Origin of the sequence: Pseudolysinimonas sp., from assembly GCF_039912695.1 — a bacterium.
Lineage (GTDB): Bacteria > Actinomycetota > Actinomycetes > Actinomycetales > Microbacteriaceae > Pseudolysinimonas_A.
On the sequence record NZ_JBDSPJ010000016.1, the window covers coordinates 44,303 to 59,354 of the forward strand.

The 15,052-nt window shown below is 66.9% G+C and carries 14 protein-coding genes; 7 read left to right on the forward strand and 7 right to left on the reverse strand.

Annotation, left to right across the window (positions count from 1 at the left end):
* Positions 1-18: 18 nt before the first annotated feature.
* The 5 genes from raiA to mtrA all read right to left on the reverse strand — a co-directional run bounded on the left by raiA (position 19) and on the right by mtrA (position 5,449).
* On the reverse strand, positions 19-681 hold the full coding sequence (gene raiA / locus ABIR17_RS06400) for a ribosome-associated translation inhibitor RaiA (RefSeq protein WP_348003545.1): 663 nt from the start codon (positions 679-681) through the stop codon (positions 19-21).
* A 118-nt stretch (positions 682-799) separates the two neighbouring features.
* Positions 800-1,459, reverse strand: coding sequence for a phosphoribosyltransferase family protein (locus ABIR17_RS06405; RefSeq protein ID WP_348003546.1), 660 nt, complete (start codon positions 1,457-1,459; stop codon positions 800-802).
* A gap of 62 nt (positions 1,460-1,521) precedes the next feature.
* Positions 1,522-3,168: an LpqB family beta-propeller domain-containing protein gene (locus tag ABIR17_RS06410; protein WP_348003547.1), complete on the reverse strand. Its 1,647-nt coding sequence runs from the start codon at positions 3,166-3,168 to the stop codon at positions 1,522-1,524.
* Positions 3,165-4,748, reverse strand: coding sequence for an MtrAB system histidine kinase MtrB (mtrB, locus tag ABIR17_RS06415; protein WP_348003548.1), 1,584 nt, complete (start codon positions 4,746-4,748; stop codon positions 3,165-3,167). Before mtrB ends, ABIR17_RS06410 begins: the two co-directional genes overlap by 4 nt.
* A gap of 20 nt (positions 4,749-4,768) precedes the next feature.
* The gene (mtrA, locus tag ABIR17_RS06420; RefSeq protein ID WP_348003549.1) at positions 4,769-5,449 is read right to left on the reverse strand and encodes an MtrAB system response regulator MtrA; all 681 of its coding nucleotides are present in this window, start codon (positions 5,447-5,449) and stop codon (positions 4,769-4,771) included.
* 81 nt (positions 5,450-5,530) lie between these two features.
* Between mtrA and ABIR17_RS06425 the strand changes: the two genes are divergently transcribed.
* The 6 genes from ABIR17_RS06425 (at position 5,531) to ABIR17_RS06450 (ending at position 11,728) form a co-directional block, all read left to right on the forward strand.
* Positions 5,531-6,688, forward strand: a complete 1,158-nt coding sequence (locus ABIR17_RS06425) for a hypothetical protein (RefSeq protein WP_348003550.1) — start codon at positions 5,531-5,533, stop codon at positions 6,686-6,688.
* Positions 6,685-7,359, forward strand: coding sequence for a DUF4129 domain-containing protein (locus ABIR17_RS06430; RefSeq protein WP_348003551.1), 675 nt, complete (start codon positions 6,685-6,687; stop codon positions 7,357-7,359). Before ABIR17_RS06425 ends, ABIR17_RS06430 begins: the two co-directional genes overlap by 4 nt.
* Positions 7,356-8,543, forward strand: a complete 1,188-nt coding sequence (locus ABIR17_RS06435) for a DUF4350 domain-containing protein (protein WP_348003552.1) — start codon at positions 7,356-7,358, stop codon at positions 8,541-8,543. Before ABIR17_RS06430 ends, ABIR17_RS06435 begins: the two co-directional genes overlap by 4 nt.
* 32 nt (positions 8,544-8,575) lie before the next feature.
* Entirely contained in the window at positions 8,576-9,598 is a 1,023-nt protein-coding gene (locus tag ABIR17_RS06440) for a MoxR family ATPase (protein ID WP_348003553.1), read from the forward strand.
* A gap of 33 nt (positions 9,599-9,631) precedes the next feature.
* The gene (locus tag ABIR17_RS06445; protein WP_348003554.1) at positions 9,632-10,945 is read left to right on the forward strand and encodes a DUF58 domain-containing protein; all 1,314 of its coding nucleotides are present in this window, start codon (positions 9,632-9,634) and stop codon (positions 10,943-10,945) included.
* 75 nt (positions 10,946-11,020) lie between these two features.
* Positions 11,021-11,728: an aquaporin gene (locus ABIR17_RS06450; protein WP_348003555.1), complete on the forward strand. Its 708-nt coding sequence runs from the start codon at positions 11,021-11,023 to the stop codon at positions 11,726-11,728.
* Positions 11,729-11,932: 204 nt separating this feature from the next.
* Here ABIR17_RS06450 and ABIR17_RS06455 read toward each other — a convergent pair whose 3' ends face one another.
* Positions 11,933-12,931: a stage II sporulation protein M gene (locus ABIR17_RS06455; protein WP_348003556.1), complete on the reverse strand. Its 999-nt coding sequence runs from the start codon at positions 12,929-12,931 to the stop codon at positions 11,933-11,935.
* 19 nt (positions 12,932-12,950) lie between these two features.
* Between ABIR17_RS06455 and ABIR17_RS06460 the strand changes: the two genes are divergently transcribed.
* Positions 12,951-13,808, forward strand: coding sequence for an RDD family protein (locus tag ABIR17_RS06460; RefSeq protein ID WP_348003557.1), 858 nt, complete (start codon positions 12,951-12,953; stop codon positions 13,806-13,808).
* A gap of 8 nt (positions 13,809-13,816) precedes the next feature.
* Here the strand turns inward: ABIR17_RS06460 and ABIR17_RS06465 are convergent.
* A partial coding sequence (locus ABIR17_RS06465) for an adenosylhomocysteinase (protein ID WP_348003558.1) occupies positions 13,817-15,052 on the reverse strand: 1,236 nt, incomplete at its 5' end.

Genomic DNA, 15,052 nt, shown 5'->3' on the forward strand with positions numbered 1-15,052 from the left:
TCTCGGCCGACGGGCCGCTTACCGCCGACGGCGCGCGGCGACCTCATCTACCTGCGCCTCAAGGGAAATGACCCCGTACTGCCACCCCTTGCGGCGGTAGACGACGCTGGGCCGATCGGTGACCGAATCGACGAACAGGAAGAAGTCGTGGCCGACCAGTTCCATATGGTCGAGCGCGTCCTCGGGTGTCATCCGCGACTCGGGAAAAACCTTGTTGCGGATGACGACCGGCGTCCACTCCGCATCCTCCTGCGCGAGCACGATCGGGATCTCGCCGGTGGCGACTGCCGCCATCACTTCAGGGCTCGCCGGCACGAGGTCGGCAATCCTGCCATTGCTCGTGGTCTGCTGCATCGAGGCGGGGGCGTGCTGTCCGTGGTGAACCTTGCGACGATCCTTGGCCTGGCGAAGGCGCTCGAGAAGCTTGTCCATGGCGATATCGAAGGCCGCGTACTTGTCGAGGCCGGCGGCTTCGGCTCTCACGATGGGGCCCGGGCCGATGAGGGTGAGTTCGACTCGGTCACTGCCCGTCGAGCCACCGGTCTCATGGTGGCGGATCACGCGAATCTCGAGGGCCAGGGCCTTGTCAGCGAGATGCGCGACCTTGTCGGCCTTCTCGGTGGCGTAATCCTCAAAGCGATCGGGAATCTCGACTCCGCGACCGGTGATGGTGATGTCCATGCGCACCCTCCTGCTCGTTCGTGCTCACTCAAGCGTGGCGTCCGCCGGCAGAGGCTGCCTGCTCGGCGGCGCCTTTGGCCCCACCGTAGCCCCGCTCCCTCGGGATGTCACGGGAACATCACGAAGATCGGCTGAGAGTGCCGCTCGAGCGTCCGTCGAACCGGGGAGTGGCCGCGAGGGTGACCGCACCGAGCACTCGAGCCTGGCCCGCGCCGAGCACGTCGGCGGCGGCTCGCAGGGTGGATCCGGTGGTGACCAGGTCGTCGACCAGCAGCACCCGACATCCCGCCACGGTTCGTCGCAGGGCGAATACCCCGTCGAGGTTGCGGGAACGTTCGAGCACGTCGAGACCCTTTTGCACGGGATGCGGCGCTGCCGGTGCAAACACCGGGGTGAGCAGCACTCCTGCGCGCGTTGCGAGCAGCTCGACCGGGTCAAACCCGCGGCGGCGACGGGATGCCCTCGAAGGTGGCACCGGCACGAGGATCGCGTTCGGCTGCGACGCGAGTGCCGCGTCGACGGCCGCCGCGAACGGTCGCGCGAGAGTTGAGACCAGTCCCGGTCGGCCGCCCTCTTTGACCGCGAGTACGACATCCCGAGTGACGCCTTCGTAGCGCAGCGCCGACCACACGGTGCCGACCCCGGCCACATCGTGCGAGATCGGCTCGGGTCGAAGTCGTGCCGCACAGTCGCCGCAGAGAGCGCGGCCCTCGCGGCCACACCCCGCGCACGGCACCGGAAACAGATACGCCAGGGCCGATACGAGCCGGTCGAGCATTCCCTCACCCTGCGCCGCAACGTCGCACGAAATGACGTTGGCGCCGAGAGCTGGGGAGCGGCCTACTGCTGGGTGCCTAGGAAGGACGCCCTGAACCCGGTGTTGACCCAGCCGCCCGCGCTGCTCGGACGCAGCACCGAGCCGTCGGACGACAGCACCCGCAGGCCCTCTTGGAGGTTGCCGCCGACGATCTGGACGCCGTTCTCGACAGGTCCAAGGCTCACCTCAGGTCCCCCGAGCGGGATGACGTCGACCCGCGAGCCGGCTACACCCGCCGAGAGGATCGCCACCGTCGAGCCGTCGAGCCAGGCCACGTCGAGGATCGGATCGCTCTGCCGCAACTCGAGCGGGGAACTCAGCGCGACAGGCGCGAGGTTAGCGTCGCGCTGAACACCGGCCACGAACAGTCGGGGGCCATCCGGCGTCGAAAGCCCCGCCAGAAGGCGCGTCCCGTCGCGCGACAACTCGATCGCAATCACAGTGCCGTCGGCGTCGAGTGGGACGGAATGCGAGGTGCCGTCGGCTCCCACCGCAATCAATCCGTCCGGCTGATTCGCCGGCACCGACCACGCGTACCCCTGCGGATCAATCGTCGGAGTCACAAGTCCCGGGCGCTTGTCGACGACGACCGGGTCGCCGGTTGGCCCCACGATGGAAACACCGCCGGCGCCGAGCACGACGGCGGTGTCACGAGTTCGCGACAGCGATACGGCAACAGGCTGCAGAGCATCGATTCGGTTCCCGATACTGGGAAGCGCCGTGATCCCGTCGAGAACGATCGTGCCGAATTGCCCGTTCACCTCGCCGATCGGATCACGCACCTGATATTGCGAGTCCGGGATGAGCGACTCGGGCGCCGGAGCGAGTGAGAGCCCGCCTGCCGTCACCACAACCTCGCCAACGTTCGGCAGGGTCACCAGGCTCGCAGTGAGCTGCTGGATCATCCGACGCTGCGTGATCGGCGACTCCGCCCCGACACTTGCCGACAGATCGACACTGACTCGCGGTGCCGCCAGGTCGGCCTGCCCGACCGTGCCCAGAGGGAACGCCGAGATCGTCACGGGCGAGCTGATCAGGGGCGACGGCCCGGTCAGCAACTCACTCACGATGCGATCGGCCGCCGCACGCACGGCCGGGAACCAGCGAAGATCGGGAACCAAGTACCGGAACGACGGGTCGAAGAAATACAGCGGATGCGAATCGAAGGCGCCGGTGAAGCCGCCCGGAGTGAGCACAATCCCGGGCGCGGCCGTCAGAATGCGGTTCTCGCCGTCGACAACGCTGAAGACATAGGTCAGGGTTTGGGTCGACGGCACCGCGAGCGCGACATACCGACCCGTGGCATCGACCTCGGCCGTGACGTCCACCGTGATCGTCAACGTGTCCTCGCCCGTGCGCACCGGAGCGATCGCGCTCGACGTGATCAGCACCTGAGCCGTGCCGCTCCACTCGGCCTTGGGGGCGAGAAACTCTTTGGCGACGTTGAACCCGTTCTGGGGTCCCCGGCCGGCTCGAATGAACCCCTGCAGGATCTCCTCCTGCGACTGACCCGAGGTGGGATGGTCGGGAAGGGAAACCTGTGGGTTTTCGTCTGAATCAACCTTGATTTCGGCACTCTGCACCGATCCCGACGTGGGGATGCCGACACACCCGGCGAGCAGCACGGCAAGACCCAGCAGCGGAACGAGCCCGAGACGCTGGCGGATCACGGGTTCTCCTCCGGCGGCAGACCCAGCGGCGACCCGGTCAGCTCGTCGCCTCGTCGCCGCGGGAGGGTCAGGCGGAAACAGCTGCCCTGGGAGGGCTCTGACCACACCTCCAGCGCACCGCCGTGAACCGTCGCGTCTTCTAGTGAGATCGCGAGGCCCAGGCCCGTGCCTCCGGTCGAGCGCTGCCGCGACGGGTCGGCGCGCCAGAACCTGTCGAAGACGTGCTGCATCTCGGCGTCGACCATGCCGATGCCGTGGTCGCGCACGGCGATCGCCACGGCATCCTCATCGCTGTCGACGTAGACGTCGATCGGCTTCGCGTCGCCGTGGTCGATCGCATTGCCCAGCAGATTGACCAGAACGCGGCGCACGCGGCGCGCATCGACATCGGCCTCAAAATAGCCGCCGGGCGCGATGAGTCGGATCTCGGTGTGCTTCTCGCGAGAGAGGGGTTCGACCGTCTCGATCGCGTCCTCGGCGAGGCGTACCAGGTTGGTTGGCTCCAATTCGAGCTGCACGGCACCGGCGTCGTACCGGCTCATCTCGAGCAGGTCGGCGAGGAGTGACTCGAACCGCTGAGTCTGAGTGTGCAGCAGCTCAGCTGTTCTCGCGGTTGCCGCCGGAAATCCCTTCCGCTGGTCGTAGAGCATCTCGCCGGCCATCCGGATGGTGGTCAGCGGGGTCCGCAGTTCGTGCGAGACATCCGACACGAACCGCTGCTGAACGCGCGACAGGTCGGCGAGCTGCCCGATCTGACTTTGGAGGCTGTCGGCCATCCGGTTGAAGGAACGCGCGAGGGTGGAGAGTTCATCGTCGCCATCCTCGGGAAGCCGAGATTCGAGTTCGCCGGCGGCGAGTTTCTCGCTCGCCTCGGCAGCGACCCGCACCGGCCCCACGACAAGCCGCACCACGAGGTACGCCACCGCCCCGATCAGCAACACGAGTGCGACCCCGGCGAGCAGCAGTGAGCCCTGCACGAAGTCGAGGGTGTCTTGCACCGGGCGGAGGTTGTAGACGATGTAGAGCTCGTACTGCTCGCCCTGCGGAAGGTGCAGGAGGGTGCCGACGATGATGCCCGGGTCGACGGCGGTGTCGTTGGGAATCGCAATCGACTGCCACGAGGCGACATCCTGCTCGGACGCGTCGACCGTGGCGCGAAGGTCGGAACTCACCATCGTCTGCGGCGAGAAGCCTTCGCTCACCGAATCGATGAGCGGTGCCTGACCGGTCTGTCCGGGGGCCCGCAGGATCCCGATCAACGGGGTCGTCGAGGTGATGTTCTGCACCGCCTTAGTCGCGTCGCTCTTCACCTGCTCGAGGTCGTCGGTGCCACCGGATTCTTCAGCCGTCGTAAACACCTTTTGCGCAGCTACAGCAGCACGGCCGGCTTCGGCCACCACCTGACGCTGGTTCTGATCGAAGAGGTTCGCCTGAACGCTCGTGACGATGTAACCGCCAACGACAGTCACTGCAAGCGCCGAGAGCACGAGGGTCAAGGCAACCGTGCGCAACTGCAACGACCCGCGCCACTGTCGAATGGCGCGGTCGAGAAGCCCCCGCCAGTCGAACCGCAGCACCATCGGCGTGCGGGAGCTGAGGGTCAGGTGACCGCGCCGGCGCGATAGCCAACACCGCGAACGGTGGTGACAATGCGCGGGTTGTCGGGATCGTGCTCAACCTTCGCGCGCAAGCGCTGCACGTGCACGTTCACCAGTCGGGTATCGGCCTTGTAGTGGTAACCCCACACCTGTTCGAGCAGCATCTCGCGCGTGAACACCTGCTGCGGCTTGGCAGCGAGCGCCAACAGTAGCTGGAACTCGAGCGGAGTCAGATTGATGCGCGCACCTCCGCGACGCACCTCGTGGCCAGCGACATCGATCACCAGATCGCCGATGGCCACCGTGTCGGTGTCGGATACCGGCGTCGGGCGCAGCCGGGTGCGAACGCGGGCGACCAGCTCCTTCGGGTCGAAGGGCTTCACCACGTAGTCGTCGGCGCCGCTCTCGAGGCCGCGCACGACATCCGTGGTCTCGCCCTTGGCCGTGAGCATGATGATCGGCACACCACTCTCGGCGCGAATCTGGGCGCACACCTCGATACCGTCGATCCCGGGCAGCATGAGGTCGAGAAGCACCAGGTCGGGGTTGGTCGCGTGGAAGGATGCCAGGGCCGCCGCGCCGTCAGCCGCGAACGACGGTTCGTACCCTTCGGCACGCAGAACGATGCCGATCATCTCGGCGATTGCGGAGTCATCGTCGACTACCAGAATGCGTGCGTTCATCGTGCGCCCCAGAATAGTCGAGGCCGCCGGAGCGTTGAGCGTGAGAACATGACCGTGAGTCGCCGACAGGGAAGGACTTCAGTGGACGACAGCGGATCGGGGGCCTCGCGCGACTCGATAGGCGATGCGTGGCAAGCGCCGAGTTTCCCGGCGTCGACCGCGTCCCGCTCGGTGACGCTCGCGCCGCTCGAGGGCGAGATTTCCCGTCGGCCCAGCTGGACTCCGCCGCCGAAGCGGGGGCTCGTGCCGCTTCGACCGATCGGGTTCGGGCCCGTGGTCAGCGCACCCTTCCGCCTTCAGCGCAAAACCCCCCGCACCACACTCGGCCCGGCGTTGGTCATCAGTCTCATCACGACCGCCCTCGCCGCTCTCGTGACCTACGTCGCCACCGCCGGCCCGCTCGCGGCACTCGATAGCTCCTACTACCAGGACTACGTCGCGGTCTCGCAGTTATCCACAACCCTGTCGGGACTCGCAGCGTGGGTGCCGGTCGTCTTCGCCCTCACCGCCAACGCGTTTCTGGTCGGGATCTTCGTCGTTCCGACCGCCCGGGCGATCGTCGCCGAACGTGTCTCGTTCCGCGGCCTGCGCTGGCGGTTGAAGGGCCGCCTCGCGCGGCTGTCGGTCTGGACCACGATCGTCTTCGCGGTGAGCGCCGTGATCTTCGCGCTCGCGGCGCTCCCGGTGCTGAGCGTCGGCACCAGCATCCCGTACCTCGGTCCGACCTTCGCCGCCCTGGTCGGCTTCGGGGAGGCGATTGCGCTGATCCTCGGGGTGGGCATCCTGTTCGCCCGCCTGGGCTTCGTGAGCGAAGCGATCACTCTCGAAGGCCTGAAACTCCGGGCCGCGATCGCCCGCTCGTGGAGCCTGTCGCGCGGATCATCGTGGCGGCTGTTCGGGCAGCAGTTTCTCATTTGGCTGATGGTCGGCATCGCCTCAGCAGTGCTCGCCCAGCCGGTGAAGCTGCTGCTGGGACTGGTCTTTCCGCTGCTCTTCCCGAACGGCGGAACGCAGGCCGACTACGCGATCTACGACGCTGTCTCGACGGTGGTCACGACCATGGTGGCGACCGTCATCGGCGCTTTCGGTCTCGTGCTGCAGAGCGGCGTCGGCGCCCTGCTCTACCTCGATGCCCGGATGCGCCGGGAGGGCCTCGACCTGGCTTTGGCGCGCTATGTCGATGACCGCCAACGGGGTGTCAAGGTCGCCGATCCGTTCCCGGGCGGGGGCGCAGCATGATCGCGGGCCTGCCCATCGATGTGCCGGTCGATCCCGGCGACGACCAGGCCCGGGAGTGGCTGCAAGAGGAGCTCGGAAACAACTCCTACGTGCCCCCGGCCCAACCCGATTGGTGGGACCTCCCCTCGGTGCCCGAAGGTCCGGGTCAAATCGCGAACACGGGAGGAACCGTTGGCGTCGTGATCGGCGTCGTCATCCTGGTCGCGATCCTGGGCGTCGCCTTCTGGATCTTCGGCCTTCCCCGACTACGTCGCCGCAGCAAGGTCACCGGCGACCTGTTCGGCGAGGATGACGACCGCAGTGCCGTTTCGATCCGCACCGCCGCAGAGAAGGCGGCCGCGGCAGGTGACTACACGAGCGCCGTCGTCGAGGCATTCCGCGCGATGGCCCGCGATCTGGCCGAGCGCGGAATCGTTCAGACCTTCCCGGGAACCACGGCGCGCGACTTCGGCCGCCGGGCCGGTGCGGTCTTTCCCACCACCACCGAACGGCTCGGCGTCGCCGCGGCCGTCTTCGACGGAGTGCGCTACCTCGGACGCGTTGGCACCGCTGACGAGTGGGAGCGGATGTCATCCCTCGCCACCGAACTGCGCGGGGCCCGCAAACCCATGGCACGAGCTGTCGACGCGTTCGACGACGTCGAGCCCTCGCCTGCTCCGAGGTCGCGATGACGATCGCACCGCCTACCGCCACGACGTCGGCTCCAACCCGCTCGATGCGTTCGGTGGTGATCGGCATCGCCGCCCTGATTGTGGTCGCGATCGTCGCCATTGTGGTCTTCGCCGCAACCCGGCCGCCGGCGCGGGGCGACAACTTCCTCTCGCCAACGTCAGGCAGCCCGGAGGGTGCTCGTGCCCTGGTACAGGTACTGGGTGACCAGGGCGTTACCGTGGCCTCGGCCACGACGCTCGCGGAGGTGCTCGACGCGACCGACGACCCCGACAACACGACGATCGTTGTCTACGACTATTACCAACTGCTCGGGTCGGAGCAGCGCCAGACGTTGCTGCACCAGGCCCACCGCATTGTCGTGCTCGACCCGTCCGACGACGAACTCGCGGACTACGCGCCCGGCGTCGTGCTCGAGCCGAGCGGAACGTCGGGCCGCATCCCGACCGATTGCATGCTGTTCGCCGCGAAACAGGCCCGTGCCGTGACGATCTCGTCCTACGGGTACGACGTCTCGAACGCCGATAACGACGTGCTCGGCTGCTACCAGTACGCGGCCGACACGTACGCCGCCGTTCAGACCACGACTCAGGGCGATCAGGTGACGCTCGTCGGCTTTTCGCAGTCATTCACCAACGGGTCAATCCTGGAGTCGGGAAACGCGGCGTTCGCCCTCAACATTCTGGGCGAGGATCCGAACCTCGTCTGGTACCTCCCGGGCTTCTCGGACTACGACGCCGGTGCCGGCGCCACGAATGCGCGCAACCTCACGCCGCCTTGGCTCACACCACTGCTGATCCTCGGCGGGGTGCTGCTGCTGGCCGTGGCGTTCTGGCGGGCCCGTCGCTTCGGCCCTCTCGTCGCCGAGAAGCTGCCGGTGATCGTGCGCTCCAACGAAACGATGGAAGGTCGGGCCCGATTGTACGAACGCGCGGGAGCTCGAGGCCACGCCCTCGACTCGCTGCGCATCGGCACGATCGCTCGACTCGCAACGGTGTGTGGCCTCCCTCGCCGCTCGACCGTCAACGACGTGGTGGATACGGTGGCCGCGCTCGTGCGCCGCCCCCGCGCCGAGGTGGCTGGCCTGCTGATCGACGCGGTCCCCGCAACCGACACAGCCCTCGTGAACCTCTCTGACGAACTTCTCCGCCTGGAGGCGGAGGTCATCAAGATCGCCCGCTCCTAAAAGCTCTGCCCCTTCTCAATAGATTGGCTGACATGACCGACACCGCACCCGCCGCCCCGCCTCAGGGCGCGCCGGCAGCCCCGCCAGCCCCGGCCGTTGCGGGCGACTCCCAGCTTCGCGACGCGCTGGTCGCCGTTCGCACCGAGGTCGGTAAAGCTGTCGTCGGACAAGACGGCGCCGTGACCGGCCTGATGATCGCCCTGCTCGCCGGCGGCCACGTGCTGCTCGAGGGCGTGCCCGGTGTCGCCAAGACACTCCTGGTGCGCACCCTCAGCCAGGCGATGAGCCTCGACACCAAGCGCATCCAGTTCACGCCCGACCTGATGCCCGGTGACATCACCGGCTCCGCGGTCTACGACCCGAAGTCGGGCCAGTTCGAGTTTCGCGAAGGCCCGGTGTTCACCAACATCCTGCTCGCCGACGAAATCAACCGCACTCCCCCGAAGACGCAGTCGGCACTGCTTGAGGCGATGGAAGAGCGTCAGGTCTCGGCCGACGGCGTCACCCGCAAGTTGCCGGCCCCGTTCCTGGTTGCGGCGACGATGAACCCGATCGAGTACGAAGGCACCTACACGTTGCCCGAGGCGCAGCTCGACCGGTTCCTGCTGAAACTGGTGCTCGACCTGCCCGAACGCGCGCAAGAACTCGAGGTTGCCAGCCGCCATGCAAACGGCTTCAACCCACGCGACCTCGCCGCCGCCGGCGTGCACCCGGTACTCGACGCCGCGACCCTGGCGAAGGCTCAAGCCGATGTCGCGACCGTGACCGTGGCTCCGGATGTTCTCGGCTACGCGGTCGACCTGGCGCGCGGCACCCGCCAGAGCCCCTCGGTGAAACTCGGCGTCTCGCCCCGTGGCACGACGGCTCTCGTTGCCGCCGCGCGGGCCTGGGCGTGGCTCAGCGGTTCCAGCGGTGTGACACCCGACCACATTCAGACGATGGCGATCCCGGTGATGCGGCACCGCATCCAACTGCGGACCGAAGCGGAACTCGAAGGGGTTTCGGCCGACACCGTGCTGCGTTCGGTGCTTCAGCAGGTGCAGGTGCCGATCTAATGCCCCCGCTCGCACCGGAACAGATCTAGATCAGTGGCCGTCTCGGGATGGTTTGTGGCGCTCGTCGCACTCGGCGCGGTTCCCGTCGTGTTCTTCGGCGGACTGCCCGGACTCGCGATCTGGGGCGGGGTGCTCGTCGTCGTGCTCGCCTTCGAGCTCGCCCTGGCCGGATCGCCCGCGGCACTCGAACTCGCCCGCGACCTGCCGGCCCGGGTGCGACTCGGGGAGAGCGTCCCGGCCCGACTCGCGCTGGCAAACTTGGGTCGGCGGCCCGTGCACGGCATCGTTCGGGATGCCTGGGAACCGTCGGCCGGCGCTCGCCCGAACCGGCAGGCCATCAACATCCCCGCGGGTGAGCGGGTGGTGATCACGACCACATTGCGACCGACGCGGCGTGGCGAACGTCGCGCAGCGCACGTGACCGTCCGCGCCTTTGGACCGCTCCGGATCGCGGCGCGCCAGCGTACGATGCCGCTCTCCGGAGCCGTGCGAGTGCTGCCACCGTTCAACTCCCGCAAACACCTGCCCTCGCGGCTCGCCCGGTTGCGCGAACTCGACGGCCGCACCTCAGTGATGGTGCGGGGCCAGGGCACCGAGTTCGACTCGCTGCGCGAATACGTCAGTGGGGATGACGTGCGCTCCCTCGACTGGCGTGCAACAGCACGTCGCCGCGACCCCGCGAGCGGGCAGATGAAACTCGTCGTGCGAACCTGGCGCCCGGAGCGCGACCGCCGGGTGATCATCGTCATCGACTCGAGCCGCACCTCGGCCGCTCGCATCGCGGATGAACCTCGCCTCGACACGGCGTTTGAAGCCTCACTACTGCTCGCAGCACTCGCCTCCCAGGCCGGCGACCGCGTCGACCTGCTGGTGCACGACCGCGTCATCCGGGGCAGGGTTCAGGGTGCGATCGGTGCTGACCTGCTCGCCCGCATGGTTGACACCCTCGCCCCGATCGAGCCGGAACTCATCGAAGGCGACTGGAGCGCCATCCCGACCCTCATCGACAGCATCACCACGCAGCACGCGCTCGTGGTGCTCGTGACGCCGATCGACACCCCCGGCGCCTCACGCCCGCTGCTGGCGATGCTGCCCACCCTGGCGCGGAAGCACACCGTGGTCGTTGCCGCTGTTACCGATCCGGATGTCGTGGGCGCCACCCGGGAGCGCGCGGGCAGCAACGAGGTCTACCGGGCGGCATCCGCTGAGCGCGCTCTGCTGGATATCGCCCGCGTTGCCGCCGCGCTGCGCCAGGGCGGCGCGGAAGTCGTCACTGCCCCACCCGCCGATCTGCCTCCGGCACTGGCAGACAAGTACCTCGCATTGAAAGCTGCCGGTCGGCTGTAGACGTCGACATGGGCAGGACCCGCCTAGGAGCGGGTCGCGCTCTCGCCGAGTGGCCACGAGCGCTACCGTGTCGCCATGGCTGAAATCACAACCCCGTCCTTCGTCCGTCGTCTCACCGCCGAGACTTTCGGAACCTTCCTTCTGGTGTTCGGCGTCGTCGGCGTTGCCATTTGGTACAACGGCGAGGCCAAGCCTCTCGTCGTCGGACTCGCGGTCGGCATCGCCGTGTTGGCTGGCGTTTACGCCGTCGGTCACGTCTCCGGTGGTCACTTCAACCCCGCCGTCTCTGTCGGAGCCGCCGCCGCCGGCCGGTTGCCGTGGAGAGACGTGCCGCCGTACGCCGCCGCGCAGCTCGTCGGCGGTCTGATCGCAGCGCTCATCCACTGGCTGATCGTGTTGTCGACCGGGATGCCGCTCGAGAAAATCTCCACGGTCTTCGCGGGTGTTTCCAACGGGTTCGACAACGGCCACGCCCCGCTGCTGACCGTGCTGATCGTCGAGGTCGTCATCACCGCGATCTTCGTGCTGATCATCCTGGGCGTCACCGCTGAGGGTTCGACCGCCGCCGGTTTCGCGCCCCTCGCGATCGGTCTCTCGCTGGCGCTGTTTCACTTCATCGCGATCCCGATCGACAACGCATCGCTCAACCCGGCCCGTTCGCTCGCGACGGCTGTCTTCGGCGGAGTCGACTCGCTCGCGCAGGTATGGGTGTTCTTCGTCGCCCCCCTGATCGGCGCCCTCATCGCCGGTTTCGTCGGGAAGTCGCTGTTCTCCAAGAAGTAACGGGTCGCCAAGACGTGGATTTGACCCGATCCTCCTTTCCGAATTCAGGAAAGGGTGGGGCGGATGTGGCTGCCGATCACCCGGGCGGCCACATCCGCCCCATCTGCATCACTGGCCACAGAACTTCCTGAAAACGGAAAGTGGATGTCGCCGCAAGCCAGGATGCGCGAACCAGAGTGTCGGAAGTCGCGGGGTGGGTAGCGGTTACCCGACGACTATTTCTTTGGCGCCCGCGTCGACGTCGAGCACATCACCGCGTTCGCCCAATCTGTAGGCGCGACGGCCAACGACCCACTGGTAGACGAGCACGATCAGCAATGCGAAGGTGCCGATCCCGATTTTGATCGGCCACGGCATCCATTCTTGACGCGTCACGAAGCCTTCGATGATTCCTGACATCAGCAGCGTGATGGTCAGGCCGATCGCGATCGTGAAGAACGCCCGGCCGTCTTCGGCGAGCGCTTGTCGCCGGGTGCGCGCACCGGGCGAGACCCACGACCAGAAGATCAGGAACCCGGCGGCTCCCGCGACGAAAATCGAGTACAGCTCGAGCTGGCCGTGGGGCGCGATGTAGAGGAAGAACGTGTCGAGCCGCCCGAACTCGTTCATGACCGCCGCGTCGACGCCAAGGCCCTGCGCGTTGTTGAACAGCATGTACGCGGGGAACAGCCCGGTGATTCCAAAGATGACGACGAGCGCCGTGAGCCGGGCGTTGTTGGTCCACACTTGCCCGAAAAATCCCGCTGTCGAACTCTCCGAGTAGTAGTTCACAAAGTCTTCTTCGGCGTACTGTCGCCGGGCGTCCTCGGACCCGAGCGACGCAAGCAGTCCGGGCGTGTTGGTGAACCACACCCCGTAAACCACGGCGATGCCAGCAGTCAGCGCCGCGATGATCAGCGACGTCCAGCGGATGCGATACATCGCTGCCGGCAACTGCAGCGCGAAGAAGATGGTGAGCTGCCGCAGCGGGTTAGTCGGGGTGCCGGTGAAGCGCACTCGGGCCTTCGCGAGAGCGAGCGAGATGTGGTCGCCCTGCACCGTTTCGCCGACCGTCGACTTGATCTCGGCGAGGTGGGCAGCGCCCGACTGGTAAAGGTCGATCAGCTCGTCAGACTCCGCGCCGTCGAGGCGACGCTTGCCAGCCAGAACGGCAAGACGATCCCATTCCGCACGGTGGGCGGCGGAATAGGCGTCAAGGTCCATCGGGTGTCAGGATACCGACATGGCGGTCGACCCGGACTCGGAGTGGATAGACGACTACGCGCCGGGCGAAGACGGAGTGCTCACCGGCGAGGCCGTCGCGCTTGATCTGCACCCCACCGGATTTGTGCTGCGCGCGGCCGGCGCGCTGATCGACATTCTCGTGTACGTGGCATTTCTGATCTTGGTCCTCACCGTCGTCGGTTTCGTCGCGGCGTATTTGGGCACCGAACCGGCGGTTGTCCAAGCCCTGTTCACGGCGATCCCGGTCATCGGGCTGGTCGCCATCCCGATGACCATCGAGACGCTCACCAAGGGCAAGTCGATCGGCAAACTGGTCATCGGCGGACGCATCGTGCGCAACGACGGCGGATCGATCGGCCTTCGGCATGCCGCCATCCGAGCTCTCGCCAGCTATGTCGACTTTTACGTCACGCTCGGTGGGGGGGCTGCGGTCACCGGGCTCCTGACCCCTCGGACTCAACGCATCGGCGACCTTCTTGCGGGCACCTACTGCCAGTACGAGCGGGTCAGCGGTCGAGTGCTGCCGTTGTTCGGCATCCCGCCACAGCTCGCGGGGTGGGCGACCATCGTCGACGTCGCCCGGATGCCCACCCAACTTTCGCGTCGCATCGGCCAGTTTCTGGCGCAAGCCACAACCTACGACGGTGCGCGTCGCGCCTACCTCTCGAACGAACTCGCTCGCGAAGCCGCCGAGTACGTGCACCCGGTGCCCGCGGTCGAGCCGGAACTGTTCCTCGCCGGGATTACCGTCGTGCGACGCGAACGCGAGGCCGAGGCGCTCCGCATCGAGCGCGAGCGTCTGGTACGTCTCCAGCCCGCGCTACGCGGAACCCCGCACGACTTCCCGGTTCGGTAGCCCAGGCCTCAGTAGCGGTAGTGGTCGACCTTGTACGGCCCACTCACCGGAACACCGATGTAAGCGGCCTGTTCCGCGGTGAGCTCGGTGAGTTCGACGCCGAGGGCGGCGAGATGCAGCCGGGCGACCTTCTCGTCGAGCACCTTCGGCAGCACGTAGACCCCGATCGGGTACTCGGAGCGCTTGGTGAACAGTTCGAGCTGCGCAAGCACCTGGTTCGAGAACGAGTTGCTCATCACGAACGACGGGTGGCCTGTCGCGTTGCCGAGGTTCATCAGTCGGCCTTCGCTGAGAACCAGGATGCTGCGGCCGTTGGGCAGGTTCCATTCGTGCACCTGGGGCTTGATCTCGACCCGCGAGGCGCCGGCCAGCTTCTCGAGGCCGGCGATGTCGATCTCGTTGTCGAAGTGACCGACGTTGGCGACGATCGCCTGGTGCTTCATGCCCTGCAGGTGGTCGATGGTGATGACGTTCTCGTTGCCGGTGGTGGTGACCCAGATGTCGACCTGGTCGAGAACGCTCTCGATGCGGGCGACCTGGTAACCGTCCATGGCCGCCTGGAGCGCGTTGATCGGATCAATCTCCGCGACGATCACACGTGCACCCTGGCCTCTGAGAGCCTCCGCAGCGCCCTTGCCGACGTCACCGTATCCGGCAACGAACGCCACCTTGCCGCCGATGAGAACGTCGGTGGCGCGGTTGAGGCCATCCGGGAGCGAATGCCGGATGCCGTACTTGTTGTCGAACTTCGACTTGGTGACAGAGTCGTTGACGTTGATGGCCGGGAACAGGAGCGCGCCGGTTTTCGCCAGCTCGTGCAGTCGGTGAACACCGGTGGTGGTTTCTTCTGTGACACCGAGGATGCCGGCCGCAACACGCTGCCAGCGGTCAGCGGACGCCGCGAGCGAGTCGCGCAGGGTGTCAAGCACCACCCGCCACTCGTGGGTGTCGGATGCACCTGCCACCGGCACAGCCCCAGCCTTCTCGAACTCGAGTCCCTTGTGCACCAGGACGGTTGCGTCGCCGCCGTCATCCAGGATCAGGTTCGGGCCGTCCCAGCTCTCTCCCGCAATACTCGCCTCGGCGCTCCAGTCGAAAATCTGGGACGTGCACCACCAGTACTCTTCGAGCGTTTCGCCCTTCCAGGCGAACACCGGAACGCCAGCGGGTGCCTCCGGGGTTCCGGTGGGGCCGGCGGCGACGGCCGCGGCTGCCTCATCCTGGGTGGAGAAAATGTTGCAGCT